This window comes from Virgisporangium ochraceum, assembly GCF_016863655.1.
GTDB classification, from domain to species: Bacteria; Actinomycetota; Actinomycetes; order Mycobacteriales; family Micromonosporaceae; genus Virgisporangium; species Virgisporangium ochraceum.
In genome coordinates this window covers 105,230-120,131 of the sequence record NZ_BOPH01000081.1, presented here as the reverse complement: position 1 = coordinate 120,131, position 14,902 = coordinate 105,230, and the positions used below count along the sequence as shown (strand labels likewise).

General features: G+C 73.9%; 13 protein-coding genes. 4 read left to right on the top strand and 9 right to left on the bottom strand.

What is annotated here, in order from left to right; genetic code table 11:
• Positions 1-572 (top strand): hypothetical protein (locus Voc01_RS27625; RefSeq protein WP_203930475.1); only part of this gene is annotated, 572 nt, incomplete at its 5' end.
• Between the two features lie 7 nt (positions 573-579).
• On the opposite strand, the gene Voc01_RS27620 is transcribed toward Voc01_RS27625, so the two are convergent.
• From Voc01_RS27620 to Voc01_RS27610, 3 genes are all read right to left on the bottom strand, one after another.
• Entirely contained in the window at positions 580-1,302 is a 723-nt protein-coding gene (locus tag Voc01_RS27620; RefSeq protein WP_203930474.1) for a lysophospholipid acyltransferase family protein, read from the bottom strand.
• Between the two features lie 76 nt (positions 1,303-1,378).
• A complete protein-coding gene (locus Voc01_RS27615) occupies positions 1,379-2,716 on the bottom strand; it encodes a DUF4303 domain-containing protein (protein ID WP_203930473.1) in 1,338 nt (445 codons plus the stop codon).
• A gap of 58 nt (positions 2,717-2,774) precedes the next feature.
• A complete protein-coding gene (locus Voc01_RS27610) occupies positions 2,775-2,921 on the bottom strand; it encodes a hypothetical protein (RefSeq protein ID WP_203930472.1) in 147 nt (48 codons plus the stop codon).
• Between the two features lie 299 nt (positions 2,922-3,220).
• Here Voc01_RS27610 and Voc01_RS27605 point away from each other — a divergent pair, with 299 nt between their 5' ends.
• A complete protein-coding gene (locus tag Voc01_RS27605; RefSeq protein WP_203930471.1) occupies positions 3,221-4,741 on the top strand; it encodes an RICIN domain-containing protein in 1,521 nt (506 codons plus the stop codon).
• Positions 4,742-4,776: 35 nt separating this feature from the next.
• On the opposite strand, the gene Voc01_RS27600 is transcribed toward Voc01_RS27605, so the two are convergent.
• The 5 genes from Voc01_RS27600 to Voc01_RS27580 form a co-directional block, all read right to left on the bottom strand.
• Entirely contained in the window at positions 4,777-5,250 is a 474-nt protein-coding gene (locus Voc01_RS27600) for a S26 family signal peptidase (protein ID WP_203930470.1), read from the bottom strand.
• 4 nt (positions 5,251-5,254) lie between these two features.
• Positions 5,255-7,111 carry an ABC transporter ATP-binding protein gene (locus tag Voc01_RS27595; protein ID WP_239160531.1) on the bottom strand — a complete coding sequence of 619 codons (1,857 nt, stop codon included), beginning with the start codon at positions 7,109-7,111 and terminating at the stop codon, positions 5,255-5,257.
• Positions 7,108-7,638 (bottom strand): peroxiredoxin family protein, encoded by a 531-nt coding sequence (locus Voc01_RS27590; RefSeq protein WP_203930469.1) that lies wholly within the window; start codon positions 7,636-7,638, stop codon positions 7,108-7,110. The genes Voc01_RS27595 and Voc01_RS27590 overlap by 4 nt, the downstream gene beginning before the upstream one ends.
• Before the next feature lie 71 nt (positions 7,639-7,709).
• Positions 7,710-7,862: a hypothetical protein gene (locus Voc01_RS27585; protein ID WP_203930468.1), complete on the bottom strand. Its 153-nt coding sequence runs from the start codon at positions 7,860-7,862 to the stop codon at positions 7,710-7,712.
• Entirely contained in the window at positions 7,859-8,443 is a 585-nt protein-coding gene (locus tag Voc01_RS27580) for a MauE/DoxX family redox-associated membrane protein (protein ID WP_203930467.1), read from the bottom strand. Before Voc01_RS27580 ends, Voc01_RS27585 begins: the two co-directional genes overlap by 4 nt.
• Positions 8,444-8,666: 223 nt before the next feature.
• On the opposite strand from Voc01_RS27580, the gene Voc01_RS27575 reads away from it, so the two are divergent.
• Positions 8,667-11,960 carry a BTAD domain-containing putative transcriptional regulator gene (locus Voc01_RS27575; protein ID WP_203930466.1) on the top strand — a complete coding sequence of 1,098 codons (3,294 nt, stop codon included), beginning with the start codon at positions 8,667-8,669 and terminating at the stop codon, positions 11,958-11,960.
• A 13-nt stretch (positions 11,961-11,973) separates the two neighbouring features.
• On the opposite strand, the gene Voc01_RS27570 is transcribed toward Voc01_RS27575, so the two are convergent.
• Positions 11,974-13,242, bottom strand: coding sequence for an NYN domain-containing protein (locus Voc01_RS27570; RefSeq protein WP_203930465.1), 1,269 nt, complete (start codon positions 13,240-13,242; stop codon positions 11,974-11,976).
• Between the two features lie 246 nt (positions 13,243-13,488).
• Between Voc01_RS27570 and Voc01_RS27565 the strand changes: the two genes are divergently transcribed.
• Positions 13,489-14,871 (top strand): alpha/beta fold hydrolase, encoded by a 1,383-nt coding sequence (locus tag Voc01_RS27565; RefSeq protein WP_203930464.1) that lies wholly within the window; start codon positions 13,489-13,491, stop codon positions 14,869-14,871.
• The last annotated feature ends 31 nt before the right edge of the window (positions 14,872-14,902 follow it).

Here is a 14,902-nt window from a genome sequence, read left to right as displayed (position 1 = left end):
CCGGCGGGCCGCACCCGCCGGTGCGGCAATGGCACGGTCGACCCGCGACCGGCCTACTGCCCGTGGAGACCGACGCCGATCACGGCTGGTGGCTGACCACCTGGGTGGTGACCCGGGCCGTGCCCGCCGGGCTCACCGCCAAACGGGCCGCCCTGCTCACGCCGGGCGACGAACCGGACGACGAACCGGACGACGAGGTGCCCACCGACGGCGAGATCGCCCGGTGGCGCACCATCCCACCGGTCCGGACCGCCGCCGACCTGCCGGCCCTCGAGGAGGCGATGGTCCGGCGACGGCTGTCGCCGGAGGACCGGATGCTCCGCCGCATCTTCGGCGGTCACCCGTCGGACGAGACGGTCGCCGACGCCTACGGGCGCACCGGGCTCGACGCGGTGGCGCGGACCGTCCGCCGCTGCGCCCTCGACGTCGACGTCCGCGACCTTGTCGACGACCTCGCCCGGTGGGCGGCGGAGTCCGTCGCGCACCTGCGCGAGGTCGACGCGTCGGCGTACGAGGCCGCCGTCGCCGACCTGAACGACGACCTCGCCGCGTTCCTCCGCGAAGGCACATGACCCCCGGCTACGGGGCCGGGGCGACCTCCGGCGGTTCGGGTGCGGTCCCGCCCAGGTGGGCGGGCAGCCACCAGCGGTCGTCGGGGCCTGAGGGCTCGTCGGGGTACTCGCGCTGCGCCTTGTCGACCAGCGCGCTGATGCGGGAGTGCAGCTCCGCGGACACCTGGGCCTGGTCGTCCCGGCGGGCCGGCCGCAGGGGCTCACCGACGAGGATCGTCACCGGGACGTGCCGCTTGCCGAGCGATCGCTTGCGCCCCTTCGTCCAGAGGCGTTGCGTGCCCCAGACCGCCATCGGCACCAGCGGGACCTCGCTGGCCGACGCCATCCGCACCGACCCGGTCTTGAACTCCTTGACCGTGAACGACGTGCTGATCGTCGCCTCGGGGAAGACGCCGACCACCTCGCCTCGCTTGAGCGCTTCGAGGGCGGCCTTGTACGAGGCCATGCCGGCGTTGCGGTCCACCGAGATGTGACGCATGCCCCGCATCAACGGCCCACCCACGCGGTGGTCGAAGATCTCCCGCTTCGCCATGAAACGGACCAACCGCTTCGAGGGACGCGCCGCGAGGCCGCAGAAGATGAAGTCGAGGTAGCTGACGTGGTTGCTCGCCAGCACCGCACCTCCACGCTCCGGCACATGCTGGGCACCTGACATCGTGATCCGCAGATCGAGGACCCGGAACGCGGCAAGCATGGCGGCGATCACGGGCGGGTAGACCAGCTCCGGCATGGCACAACGGTAAGGCTGTGCGCGGACGCCGGCGACCCTACCCCCGGGCTTTTCGGCCGTGCCCACCCGGGCGGGCTCAGCCGCCGGCTTCGTCCAGCCAGCCCTGCGCCGCGACCCGGACCGACCCGTCGGGGTCGCCGTCGCGCGCGGCGCGGCCGACGTCCAGGTAGGCGTGCCCCTGCCGGCCCCACCACCGCAGCCCGAGAACCGCCAACCGCCGCACCAGCGGGTCGGGATCGTCGGCGGCGCGGCCGGCCAGCACCGGCAGCACCCGACGCCCGACGGCCGCGCCGAGCCGCCGTTCGCCGAGGACGGTCACGGCATGGCGGCGCACCAGCGCGTGCGCGGATCCGGTCCCGCGCAGCGCCTCGTCGACCTCGGCGGCACCGATCTCGCACATCGGCGTCCCCGGTGACAGCTCGGACTCCAGCACCGACAGCAGCTCCGGACGGTCCTGGAGCGCCCGTTCCAGCGGCCCGTAGTCCAGCGGCCGCGGCGCCGACGAGTGGTCCCGGAAGCTCCGGTACGGGGCGGCGACCGCGGTCACGACCTCCCCGGAGGCCCCCGGCGCGGCGAGGACGACGTCGAGCCGGCCGAGCCGGGACAGCGCCGCCGCCACCCACGACCGGTCCGGGCCGTCGGTGCGGTCGAGTGCCTCGGCCAGGGCCCCGATCACGGTGTCGTCGGCCCACCCGATGTCCGCAAGGATCTTCGCCGCCTGCCAGGCCTCTCCCGGGACGCCGAGCCGCGGCAGGAGCGCGGGTACGGCGTCCGGTCCGAGGTCGCGGAGCGCCTTCTCGGCCTCCTCGCTGCCGATCGGGCCGTCGAACGTGCCCAGCAGCCCGGCCAGGTGCGCGGCCCGCCGGGCCGGCGGCAGCGCGGCGAGCTCGGACCAGGCCCGGGCATGCTCGTCGAGCTCCGGGAACATCCGGCTGACCTGCGCCTTGGGCAGGATCCGCGGGATGACCGTCGGGTGGAGCTCCGGGTCGAGGACCACCACCGGCAGGCCGCCCAGGCCGCGGCGGGCCCGCCGGCACACGGTGACCAGCGCCGTGACGAAACGGTCGAACGTGGCGTCCCACTGCGCGACGGTGCCACGACGGGCGTAGCCGGCGAGGTCGTGCTCCCATCGACGCGCGACCTCGTCGGGGAGCCAGTCGACGTCGTCGAACTCCCAGTCGGCGGGGCTCCAGCGCACGTCGTCCCGGTCGTCGGCCGGGACCCGGTCGAGCGCCTCCACGGTGTTGACGGCGAGCATGGGTAGCCGGATCGGCCCGTCGGTCTCCCGGTACAGCAGCCACAGCGCGGCGGCGTAGCAGCGCTCGTCGGGGTGGTCGGCGGCAACACCGGAGACCGCGCGCACGAGGGCGTCGGTCAGCTCGTTCTCCAGCGCCCGCCAGTCGAACCGTGTCACGGCGACGACCGTAGCCGCGGTGATCCACCACCGCGAGGCACGGGGGTGGTGGGCGGCGTCAGGTGCGGATCAGCACGAGCCCGCGGTCGGCGTTCACGACGAGGATCAGGCCGTCGGACACGTTCACGCTCAGCGGGGGCGCGTTGCCGACCGACGCCGGCTCGCTCGCCCACATCAGGCTGGAGTCGACGGTCAGGGCGACCACCTGCGAGCGTCCCGACTCCTTGCGCTCCGCGACGCCTCCGTTCCGCGGTGCACGACCGCGACGGTGTTGCTGGTACCGAGGTCGACCCCGAGCACCACGTCCGGTTCCGGCATGACCTCTCCCCCGCGACCGATGCTGAGCAGGCTAACGGGGCGGGACCAGTCCACCAATTCCCGCGGACCTGTTATTGACAGTCGTCGTTGTTATCGCTAACACTCAACCGTGTGCGGACCCGCCCCGCACGCGTCCTCGTCCCGCCGCGGCGAGCAGCGCGCGTCCACCGTCGAAAGGACACCGCCATGCGTACACGTCCACGATCGCGGGGCCACGGGTCCGGCCTCCGTCGGCCGTCGCGCTGGTCGCTGATCGCGGTGGTCACCGCGCTGGCGGCGTGGGGCGCCGTCGTGGCCGGCATCGTGGCCGGCGTCGCGACGCCGGCCGCCGCCGCGACCAGTCAGTTCCGGGGCATGAACTGGGCGATGCTGGGCGACAACTTCAGCACCGGCCCGCTGGTCCTGCACGGCCTGAACACGTCGGACAGCAACGCGACGGTGCGGGCCAAGGCCAACGCGCTGTACGACGACATGGCCGGCACCATGGGCGTCAACACCGTCCGCCTTCCGGTCAACACCCACACCGTCGGGACGGCGTGGTGGAACGCCTACCGGGGCGCCATCGACGCCGCCACCGAACGCGGGTTCAAGGTGATCCTGGCCTACTGGGAGGACGGCGCGGCCTCCGGCGGCAGGATCACCAACCTCGCCGCGTGGAACGCGATGTGGTCCACGGTGACCAGCACGTACGGGTCCAACCCCAATGTGTACTTCGAGCCGATGAACGAGCCGCACGGCTACAGTTCGGCGGAGTGGCGCGACGTCGCCGCCAACTGGCTCGGCTACCACTACTCGGCCGTTCCCGGCCGCGTGCTCATCGGTGGGACCGGCTTCAGCCAGGACCTGCGCGACATCTGCACCGACAGCCGCTTCAACGCGACGCTGCTGTCCTTCCACCACTACGCCTTCTTCTACGGCGCGATGACCTACGACCAGTTCCGCAGCCACATTCAGACCCGCCTGGGTAACTGCGCCTCCCGCGCGGTCGCCACCGAGTTCGGCGCGCCGATGGACAACGGTCTGAACTACGCCGACCCGAACAGCACCGACAACTTCGTGCGCCACATCCGGGCCATGGCGCAGGTCATGCGCGACAACGGGATGGGTGGCACCTACTGGCCCGCGCTCGGCGGAAAGCTGACCGGCAGCTCCGGCTACGACTGGTACTCGATGTTCGCTCTCAGCGGCACCGGCACCGACCTCTCCCTGACCGTCCGCAACCCCACCGGTGCCGACCGGATCCGGTACGCCTGGGGCGACACCGTCGGCGGCCCCACGACGCCCCCGCCGGCGACGTACCGGATCACCGTGCGGCACAGCGGCAAGGCCATGGACGTCCAGCAGCCCAACACCGACAACGGCGCGCGCGTCGGCCAGTACACCTACGCCGGCAACGCCTGGCAGCAGTGGCAGTTCCAGGACGCCGGCTCCGGCTACTGGCGCATCGTCAGCCGGCACAGCGGCAAGTGCCTGGACGTCGTGAGCGCCTCGACCGCCGACGGTGCCGACCTGATCCAGTACACCTGCGGCACCGGCACGAACCAGCAGTTCCAGATGGTCGCCAACGGCAGCTACTTCCAGCTCCGGGCGCGCCACAGCGGCAAGTGCGTGGACGTACCGGCCGCCTCGACCGCCGACGGGGTCGTGCTGAAGCAGTACGCGTGCAACAGCGGCACCAACCAGCAGTGGTCCCGCACGACCGTCTGACGCTGCGACCCGCCCTACGGCGCGACCGTGGGACGTCATGCGTCGCCGGTGCCTCCCATGTCGATGCGCCGCACCACCACGGCGCGCAGGCGTGACTGCGGAACGAAGCCCTCCTGCCGGGAGTCGTAGCTCTCGTCGGGGTTGTCGCCCACCACCAGCACGTGGTGGGCGGGCACCGTGCGCACGCCGCCGAACGCCGGCAGCCCGGCGAACTCCGCCGGCACCGGGTCGCCCGCCGTGGCGCGGAGCCGTTTGACCAGCCACAGCCGGCCCGGGTCGGTCGGACGGACCGCACCCGGCTCGGCCGGCGGCGCGAGCAGTACCAGGCGACCGCGCCGGGCCCGTCCGGGCCCGATCCGGCGGGCCAGGACCCGGTCGCCGTCGACGAGCGTCGGCGCCATGCTCGGCCCGTCGACGCGGACCAGGACGAGGGTGCGCCGGAGCCACCACACCGCCGCGGCCGCCGGTACGGCCGTCAGGCAGGCCGCCACCAGGATCGCCGTCGCCATCGGATCAGCCCATCGTCGGCTGGTAGCCGGAGGCCTGCAGCGCGAACAGGGTCGCGTACTCGCCGCCGGCGTCGACCAGGGTGTCGTGGGTCCCGCGCTCGGTGACCGTGCCGCCCGAGAGCACCACGATCTCGTCGGCGTCGCGGATCGCGTTGAGGCGGTGGGAGATCAGCACACTGGTCAGCCCCTGCCGCTGTGCGCGCAGCCGGGCGTGGACCTCGTGCTCCGCCGCGGCGTCCAGCCCGGCGCTCGGCTCGTCGAGGACGACCAGGTCGCGGCTGTCGCGCAGAAACGCCCGGGCGATCGCGATGCGCTGCCGTTGCCCGCCGGACGGGTTTACGCCGGCGGTCTCGACACCGACCCCGTCGACGCCGGCGTCCGGAACGTTGAAGCGCCGGCTGAGCATCGTGTCGTACCCCTTCGGCAACGCGGCGAGGACGTCGTGGATCCCGGCCCGTTCGGCGGCGGCCGTGATGCGGTCGCGGTCGTCGAGCCGCCGCAGGTCGCCGACGCCGATGTTCTCCGCGGCGGTCAGCTCGTAGTTGACGTAGTCCTGGAACACCACGCTGATGCGGGCCCTCAGCTCGACCGGGTCGAGGTCGCGCAGGTCGACGCCGTCCCACAGGATCGCGCCGCGGGTCGGGTCGTAGAAGCGGCACAGCAGTTTGACCACTGTGGACTTGCCGGCCCCGTTGCGACCGACCAGCGCCACCGCCCGTCCACTGGGGATGGTCAGGTCGAGGCCGCGCAGGATCCACGGATGCCTGTCGCTGTAACGGAACCACACGTCGCGGAACTCGATCCCGGTCCGCAGCGGCCGTGTGCCGCGTGCCGCCACCGGCAGGTCGGGCCCGTCGGCCAGGATGGTGCGGTAGCTGTCGAAGAGCAGCAGCGCCTCGATGGCCCGGGCGACCTGCTGCGCCGCGGCGGCGAGGGCGGCCTGCACACCGAGGACGGCCGCGAGGAACATCGCGATGTCGCCGACGCTGTGCTGACCGGTCCGCGCTCCCGCGGTCACCGACAGGAGCCCGACCCCCGCGACCACCGACGCCGACACCGACAGACCGGCCTGGACGACCACGGCCCGGCGGTCCGTGGCGTGTTCGGCCGCCTGTGCGGTACGCCGCTCCCGCAGCATCCGTTCGCGCAGGAAGCCGCCGAGACCGAACAGCCGCACCTCCTTCGCCGCCTGCTCGGTGGCGAGCATGTCGCGGTAGAAGAGCTCGCGGCGCTTGGCGGGGCTGATGGTCCACTCGGTCCAGGCCCGCCGGCGGCCGATGAGCAGTTCGGCGACCAGGACCGGGACACCGGACAGCAGCACGACGACGGCCATCGCCGGGCTCGCCGTCCACAGTGAACCGACGAACCCGCCGACCGTGACGACGGCGGCCAGCACACCGAACGAGCTGTCGATCACCTGCCCCGGACCCCGGCCACCGGACTCGTCGGCGAGCACGAGCCGGTCGAGGAACGCCGGGTCCTCGAAGCGGGCCACACCCACGACCCGGTCGACGGCGCGGAACAGCCGGTCCTTCGCCAGCAGGGCGATCGACCGTTCGAGGCCGGCACGCAGGTAGGCCAGCACCGCCGGAACGAACCCGACGAGCAGCCCGACGACCGCGAGGGCGGCGACCGCGGCCCGCCCGCCGCTGCCCGCGGCGGCACCGCCGACGAGGTCGTCGAGGACCGTGCGGGTGAGCACCGCCGCGGCGACCGGCAGGCCCGCACGGACGAGCGTGCCGGCCGCGTAGGCGGCCATCCGGCCCGGTGCGGCCCGTACCGCCAGGGCCACGGCAGCGCGGACGTGCGCCGCGATCCGGGCCGGCGCCAGGCCGAGGCGCTGGTCGTCGCCGGGGTTCACGGCCGGGCCGCTCCGGCGAGGGACGGCCGGTCGTAGTCGTGGGCGGCGATGACCTGGTCCGGCCCGATCGTGCAGAACGCCGGCGTGGCCATCACGTGGAAGGCCCGTGCCACCGGTCCCCGGCGCGGCTCGGTCACGGTGCGGACCTCCGGACCGAACGCGGCGACCATGAGCCGGACCTCCTCGGGTTCGCGTTCCCGCACCACCACGAGGGTCCGCGACCGGTCGCCGAGCGCCTCGGCGGCCGCGCGGAACCCGGTCACGTGCGACTGGCAGACCTCGCAGTCGGGGTCGAAGAACCCCACGAGGGTGCCGGTCGTCAGGTCGTCCCGGTCGAGGGGCTCGCCGAGGGTCGTCGTGGCGGAGAACTCACCGACCCGCTCGCCGATGTCGGCCATCGACGGAGCGCCCTTCTCCAGGGCGGCGAGCCGGGCGTCGAAGCCGGCGACCCGGCGCAGCAGCACGAAGGTCAGAGCGACGTTCAGGACGACGACGAGCGTCAGCACGACGGTGAGCGGAACGACCATCGCGGGCGGCCTCCTCCGGGGATGCGGTGACGGGCCGGGCCCGGCGGCGTGCGCCGGGCCCGGTACTCGGTTCAGCAGCAGGGACGCTTGCCGTCGACGGTCCTGCCGGCGATCAGGACGCCGTCGTAACCGCAGCCGTTCACGCACCGGTAACTGATCGGCGCCGCCTTCGCGGTGGCCTCCGGCAGCACCAGTTTGATGACGGCCCGGGTCAACTTCTTCATGCCGATCTCCTTACGGACGTTCGGATCCCCTGCCGGGCGGCAGAAGTCTTCGGTGGCGGCACCGGCCGCAGCAGGTGCCGGAGGTCGTCGAGCACCGTGACGACCGCGCCGGCCAGCACCCCGGCGAGCACGGCGAGCAGACCCGCGCCGAACTCCACGGCGCCGCCCCGTGCTCCGGTCACCGCCGCGGCGACGGCGACGGCGACCAGGGTGAGGTTGCGGACGATGTGGACCGCGCCCAGCGGGGTGTCGCTGTGCCCGAAGCACTGGCAGGTCGTGCGGACGCCCCGGCGCACGGTGCTGGCGATCGCCAGCGCCAGCCCGGTGAGCAGCACCGCGGCCAGGCCCAGCCCCAGCAGCGCGGTCACCGGCAGTGGGACGGCCAGCAGCAGCACGATCGCCACCTCGGCCGCGACGACGAGAACGGCGACCGGGCGCACCCACGGCTCCGGCAGGATCGCCATGCGCCTGGTCGACCGGCGGAACGCGCCGAAGGCGGCCGGACTCCGCAGCTTCGTCCACGCCGAGACCAGGAAGACCGTGGCGAGCAGGGCCTTTCCGCACAGTGCCACGTACTGCATGAGCCCTCCCCCGTGAACCGCGACGGATACCGGTCGCTGATCAACTGCACGGTATGGGACCCGACCCCGCCCGGGACTCAGCCGCGACACACGCCGCCGACGCGCCGCTGACCTGCGTGTCGTCGCGAAACTGCCGCCGCGGTTTGGCGGGCGCCCCATCGAAGCGGCAGAATGACTTCCGGTTGATCTTGGGTAGGTCGGACGAACACGGGGAGGCGTCCGGGTGACCGACGGTGTCGACGACATCGCCTCGAACCTCCGACTCCGCCGCCGGCGGGCCGGGCTGACACAGGCCGACCTGGCGCGGCGCAGCGGCCTCAGCGTGCGCGCCCTGCGCGACATCGAACGCGGGCAGGTCCGCGCGCCGCACGGGGCCACGCTCGCCCGGCTGACGCAGGCGTTGGCCGGCACCGACGAGCCACGGACCCCGGCGGGCACGACAGGCACGACGGCGGGCCCGACGGCGGGCCCGACGGCAGGCACGGCCTTCGAGGTCGACCTGCTCGGTCCGCTCGTGGTCCGCGTCGCCGGGCGCCCGGTCCGGTTGCGGGGTGCGGCCGAACGGGGACTGCTCGGGCTGCTCGCCCTGCACGGCGGCCGTCCGGTGTCCCGCGACGAGATCGTCGCGACGCTGTGGGGCGACCGTCCACCGAAGACGAGCATCACCCAGGTGCAGACCGCCGTCGGTCGGCTGCGCCGGCTCGTCGACCCGGACCGGCGACGCTGGTCCGGCGCCGGGCCGCTGCGTCACGTGCGCGGGTCCTACCAGCTGACCCTGCCGGCCGGTCACACCGACCTGGAGCGCTTCGACACGCTGCTGGCCGAGGCGGACCGGGGCGGTGACGCGGCCCTCGACCTCCTCGACCGGGCGCTGCGCTGCTGGCGCGGGCCGGTGCTGCAGGGCGAGTCGCCACGCCTGCACGCGCATCCGGCGGCCTCGGCCGCCGAACGGCGGCGGCTCACCGCGATCCAGCGCCACGCCGAACTCGCCGCCGCGCGGGGCCGCTACGGTGACGCGCTGCGGCACCTCACCGCGGCATGTCAGGCCGAGCCGTTCCACGAGGGCCTGCACGCGGGCCTGATCCTCGCGCTGGCCGGTTCGGGAGCGCGGGCCGCGGCCCTGCAGTGCTTCACCGACCTGCGGCACCGGCTCGCCGACGAGCTCGGGGTCGAGCCGAGCGAGCCGGTACAGGAGGCGTACCGGCGGGTCCTGCGCGGTGAGACGGGCGGCGGATGGCCGGGCACCGCCGTGCCGACCGGCGCGGGCATCGTGCCGGCGCAGCTGCCCCCGGTCACCACGACTTTCACCGCACGCGACGACGAGCGCGCGCGGCTGCGCGACCACCTCCGCCGCGACGGCGACGGCCCGGCCCTGTGCGGCATCGCCGGCATGGGCGGCATCGGCAAGACCACGCTCGCGGTCAAGGTCGGCCGCGAGGTGGCCGCCGACTTCCCCGACGGCCAGCTGTTCGTGGAGCTGCGCGGCGGCGGGCCGGAACCGGCCGACCCGGGACGGGTCCTCGGCACCTTCCTGCGGGCGCTCGGCCTCGCCGCCGCGGCCGTTCCGGACGGCACGGACGAGCGCGCGGCACTCTTCCGCAGCCGGGTGGCCGGCCGTCGGATCCTCGTCGTGCTCGACAACGCCGCCAGCGAGGCGCAGGTACAGCCGCTGCTGCCGGCCGGCCCCGGCTGCGCCGCGCTGATCACCTCCCGGGCGCGGATGCCGGCGCTGGACGGTGTGCGGTGGACCGACCTCGGGCTGCTCTCCCGGTCCGACGGCGTCCGGCTGCTGCACGCGGTCGCCGCCACGGACGCCGACGCGGCCGACGGGTCCGACGCCGCCGCCGAGATCGTCGACCTGTGCGACCGGCTGCCGCTGGCCATCCGCATCGCCGGCGCCCGGATCCTGGGCCGTCCACATTGGACGCTCGACCGGCTGGCGGCGGCGCTGCGCGACGAACGCGGCCGCCTGGACGAGCTGACCATCGGCGACCTCGCGGTCCGGGGGTCGCTGCGGCTGAGCTACCGGGCGCTGGAAGACGACGCCGCACGGCTGTTCCGCCGGCTGGGTCTGCTCGACGACGGCGACGTCAACTCCTGGGTCGCCGCGACCCTCCTCGACATGCCGATCGACACCGCCGAACGGCTCGTCGACCGGCTCGTCGACGCGCAGCTGCTCCTGGTGTCGTCCCCCGGCCCGGGCAGGCACCTGCGGTACCGGCAGCACGACCTCGTCCGGCTGTACGCCCGCGAGCGCGTCGACGCCGAGGAGCCGCCGGCCGAGCGTGCGGCCGCCCTCGTCCGCACCTGGACGGCGTTGGCCGACCTCGCCACCGAGGCCGACCGCCGGTCACCGCTGCGCATCCTCACCGCGGTGTCCACCGCCACCGGGTCACCGCCGTCGACCGACCCGTGGGCCGAGACCCTGCTGACCGACCCCGCCGCCTGGCTCGACGCCGAACGCACCCTGCTCATCTCGGCCGCCCGCGCCGCGGCGTCCGCCCGCGCCGGCGCCCTGGCCTGGCGGATCCCGGCGGCGTCACTGGTGGAGTTCCAGACACGCGGCCTCTTCCACGACTGGCGGGACACGCACCGCCGCGGGCTGCGGGCCGCCGTCGCCGCGGGCGACCCGGTCGGTCGTGCCGTGATGCACCGCAACCTCGCGCAGCTGGAGGTGTTCGGCGGTGGTGGCGACTGGCGCCGGGGCATCGCGGAGGCCGGTGCCGCCCTGGCCCTCTTCCGGCGGACCGGCCGGCGTCACGGCGAAGTGGACGCCCTGTTCCTGGTCTCCGCGGCACACCTGCGCCTCGGCGACCTGGACCGGGCCCTGCCCCCGGCCGAGGAGGGACTGCGACTCGCCCGCGGCACCGGCGACCGGCGGGCCGAGGCGAACCTGCTGCACCAGGTCGGCTGGATCCACCGGATGAACGGCCGGATCGACATCGCCCTCGACCACCTGGAGCGGGGTCTCCGGCTCGCCGACGACGGCGGCTTCACGCGGCTGCACATCTGGCTGTCCCTCGCGGTCGGGATCGTGCGCCGGGAACAGGGCGACCTCGAAGCGGCGGAACACCACCTGCGAGGGGCACTCGCCGCCGCCCGGCGGGCCCGCACCGACGGCGACGTCGGCAGCATCCTCAACCACCTGGCGGCGCTGCAACGACGCCGCGACGACCCGGCCGGCGCGCGGCGGACCGCCGAGGAGGCGCTGCGCCTCAGCCGCACTGTCGGCCTGGCCCTCAACGCGGCCGACGCGCTGCTCACGCTGGGCGAGATCCAGATCGACCTCGGCGCCGGCGGGCGCGCCCGCGACCTGCTGACCGCCGCCCGCGACCAGCTGGCGGGTCTCGGTTCGGCGTACGGCCAGGCGCGGGCGTGGAAGGCGCTCGGCGTCGCCGAACAGCTCGACGGGCGTCCCGACGCCGCCCGCGCCGCCCGCCACGAGGCCCGTCGCCTGTTCGCCGACGTCGGCAGCGCCGCCGAGGTCCGCGCCCTCGACGCGCTCCTCGAGGAGTGAGGCCGGCGCGGTCTCAGTCGACGTGCAGCCAGGACCGCAGTTCGGCGATCTCGGCGTCGGTCGGGTCCATGCCGGCGAGCCGCGACTGGGCGAGGACGCCGTCGAGCACCAACCGGCCGATGTCCTTGGCCGACGCGTTCGGCTCGGTGTTGAGCATGGTGCCGGCCCACCGGCAGGCGCGGACGGCGAACATGAACCCGGAACGCGGGATCTGCAGGCCGCGTTCGGCGGCCCGGTGCCGCGGCCATCTGGTCGCCTCGGTGAGGGAGAACGTCCCTTCGTGCAGGTACTCGGCGAGCAGTTCGAAGATCACCGGCCAGCTGTCGGACCCGATGCGCGGCAGGTTGGTGATCGCGCTGAACGCCGACACCGCCGCGGGCAGCTCGACCGGGCCGGTCTCCGCTGCCATCGCGTCGACCGGCGGCTCGTGGCGGGTCACGTCCCACATGTGGTGCTGGGAGAAGCCGACGTTCGGCAGGTCCAGGCGGGTGACCGCCTTGACGAACGAGCCCGCCCCGAACCACCGGCTGGCCCGCGCGGCCGGACCGAGGTGCCGCGCGGCCTGCTCCGCGAGCTGGGCCAGGTTCAACGGCTCGTCCGCCCGGGCGTAGGCCGCCTCGATCCACTGCCGGAAGGCCCGCTTGTCCGCGGAGACCGACGTGGTCGGCACGGGCGTGGCGGGGACGGGGACCGGTTCGTCGACGACGTCGAGATTGTCGATCCCGACGTCGTCGCCGGGCTCCGACATCAGGTCGACGACGTCCTGCTCGTCGAGGTAGCGGTCGGCCAGGGCCTCGTAGGCGGCCGACGTCGGGCCGGTGGCGATCACCGTGATGTACCGGTCCTCGGCGCGGACCACCTGCAGCAGCGGGGTGAAGTCGGCGTCGCTGGAGGCGATGATGAACTCGTCGTAGCGCACGGTCGCGCGCATCGCGGTCATGACGTCGATGGTGATGCGGATGTCGGCGCCGTTCTTGGCGCCGCGGGTCAGGCTCGGGCAGTCGATCACCTCGAACCCGGCCCGGGTGAAGAACGGCCGGAACTTCGAGAAGTACAACCGGGTTCCGGGCGCGCGCGGGTCGTCGACCCATCCGGCCGGGTTCATGTAGCTGCGCAGGATCAGCCAGCGCCGCGACACGTCGTCGTGGTGGGCGTCGGCCAGCCGTCTCAACCAGACCGACGGCCGCTCCACGACGGCGAGCGCCGCCTCGGGATCGGCGGCGAGCAGGCCGCCGAAGAAGTTGTCGAAGTCGACGAACAGCGCCGTCCGACGAGCGTCCACGCTCCTACCTCCGCGCCCATCCGACGTGGTCCCTGGTCGGGCCGGCTGGATCGTGCGCGCCGGTCCGGGTGTGACCCTATGCCACGACGCCATGATCAACGGCACGTCACGGCCGCGCACGTCGAGTTTCCCGGATGTTGCCGTCGGGCATCCACCGACATGCCCTAGACACATCTTGTGTCGACCGTTACCGTCATGTCGACCATTGATGTTGTCGAGTGCCGCGACCGGTCCGGAGGTTCAAGCGTGAGAAGCCGCCTGCTCGCCGCCGCCGTGACGATCGGACTGTGCGTGGGTGGACCGGTCCCGCCGGCAGCCGCCGGCACACCCGCCGCCGGCACACCGTGCCTCACGTCGTCGCCCGCACAACCGGTGTGCGTCGAGGGGACCCTGCCCGACGGCACCGCCTACCGGTTCGCCGTCCCGCGCAACTGGAACCGCATCGCCCTCGTCGACCTCGACTTCGCCACCAACGGCCTGACCTCCGACCTGACCGCCCGCCTGCTCGAACGCGGCTACGCCCGCGGCGGCACCACCCGGCTCGTCACCGGCTGGAACATCCGCCAGGCCATCGACAACCAGGCCGCGGCCCTGTCGGCCTTCGAGACCGCGTTCGGCCGCGTCCGGTGGGCGATCGCCTCGGGCAGCTCCATGGGCGGGTTCGTCTCCGCCGGCGTCGCGCAGGTCCACCCGGACCGGTTCGACGCGGCGGTCGCGTTCTGCGGCGGCCTCGGCGGCGCGGTCGGCCAGTGGAACCAGAAGCTCGACACCGTCCACTCCCTCAGGACGCTGCTGTTCCCCACGTCCACCCTGCCCGTCACCGACATCCCCGCCGACATCCCCGCCGCCCAGCAGGCCTGGATCACCGCCCTCGCCACGGCACAGAACACCCCCGCGGGACGGGCGCGGATCGCACTCGCCGCGGCCATCGGCCAGCTCCCGGCCTGGGGCCTGGCCCCCGACGGACAACCCACCCCGCGACCCGAACCGCGCGACACCGCCGCCCTGCAGGAGGGCATGTACCTGGCCCTGGCCGGCGGACCGCTCCCCTACATCGGCCAGGCGATGAGCAGCCGACGCCAGATCGAACAGCTCGCCGGCGGCAACCCGTCCTGGAACACCGGCGTCGACTACACCCGGCAGCTCGCCGCCGCCCGCCCGGAGATCCGCCGCACGGTGCGCGACCTGTACCGGCAGGCCGGTCTCGACCTCGACGCCGACCTCGCCACGCTCGACACCGCACCCCGGATCAGCGCCGACCCGGCCGCGGTCGGGTACCTCACCCGCGGCATCGTCTTCACCGGCCGGCTGCGCGTCCCCGTCCTGACCGTCAGCGACATCGGTGACCAGATCTCCACCGTCGCGCAGCAGCAGTCCTACGAAGCCGCCGTCCACAGGGCCGGCAACAGCCGGCTGCTGCGACAGTCCTATGTGGAGTCCGCCGGGCACTGCGCGTTCACCGCCGCCGAACAGGTCGCCGCCGTCCAGGCCATGACCGACCGGCTACGCACCGGCCGCTGGCCCGACACCGGCGCACGGGCGATGAACCGACGCGTCGACCCGGCCGCCGCACCCGGGCGGTACATCCCCTACGAACCGGAACGGTTCAACCGCCCCTTCTTCGGATGAGCGCCGCTCGTCGGGCACATCCCGTGACGGT

Coding starts and splice junctions, on each gene's coding strand:
- Voc01_RS27585 (WP_203930468.1), bottom strand. CDS start 7,862: ATGAAGAAGTTGACCCGGGCCGTCATCAAACTGGTGCTGCCGGAGGCC.
- Voc01_RS27620 (WP_203930474.1), bottom strand. CDS start 1,302: ATGCCGGAGCTGGTCTACCCGCCCGTGATCGCCGCCATGCTTGCCGCG.
- Voc01_RS27590 (WP_203930469.1), bottom strand. CDS start 7,638: ATGGTCGTTCCGCTCACCGTCGTGCTGACGCTCGTCGTCGTCCTGAAC.
- Voc01_RS27580 (WP_203930467.1), bottom strand. CDS start 8,443: ATGCAGTACGTGGCACTGTGCGGAAAGGCCCTGCTCGCCACGGTCTTC.
- Voc01_RS27600 (WP_203930470.1), bottom strand. CDS start 5,250: ATGGCGACGGCGATCCTGGTGGCGGCCTGCCTGACGGCCGTACCGGCG.
- Voc01_RS27605 (WP_203930471.1), top strand. CDS start 3,221: ATGCGTACACGTCCACGATCGCGGGGCCACGGGTCCGGCCTCCGTCGG.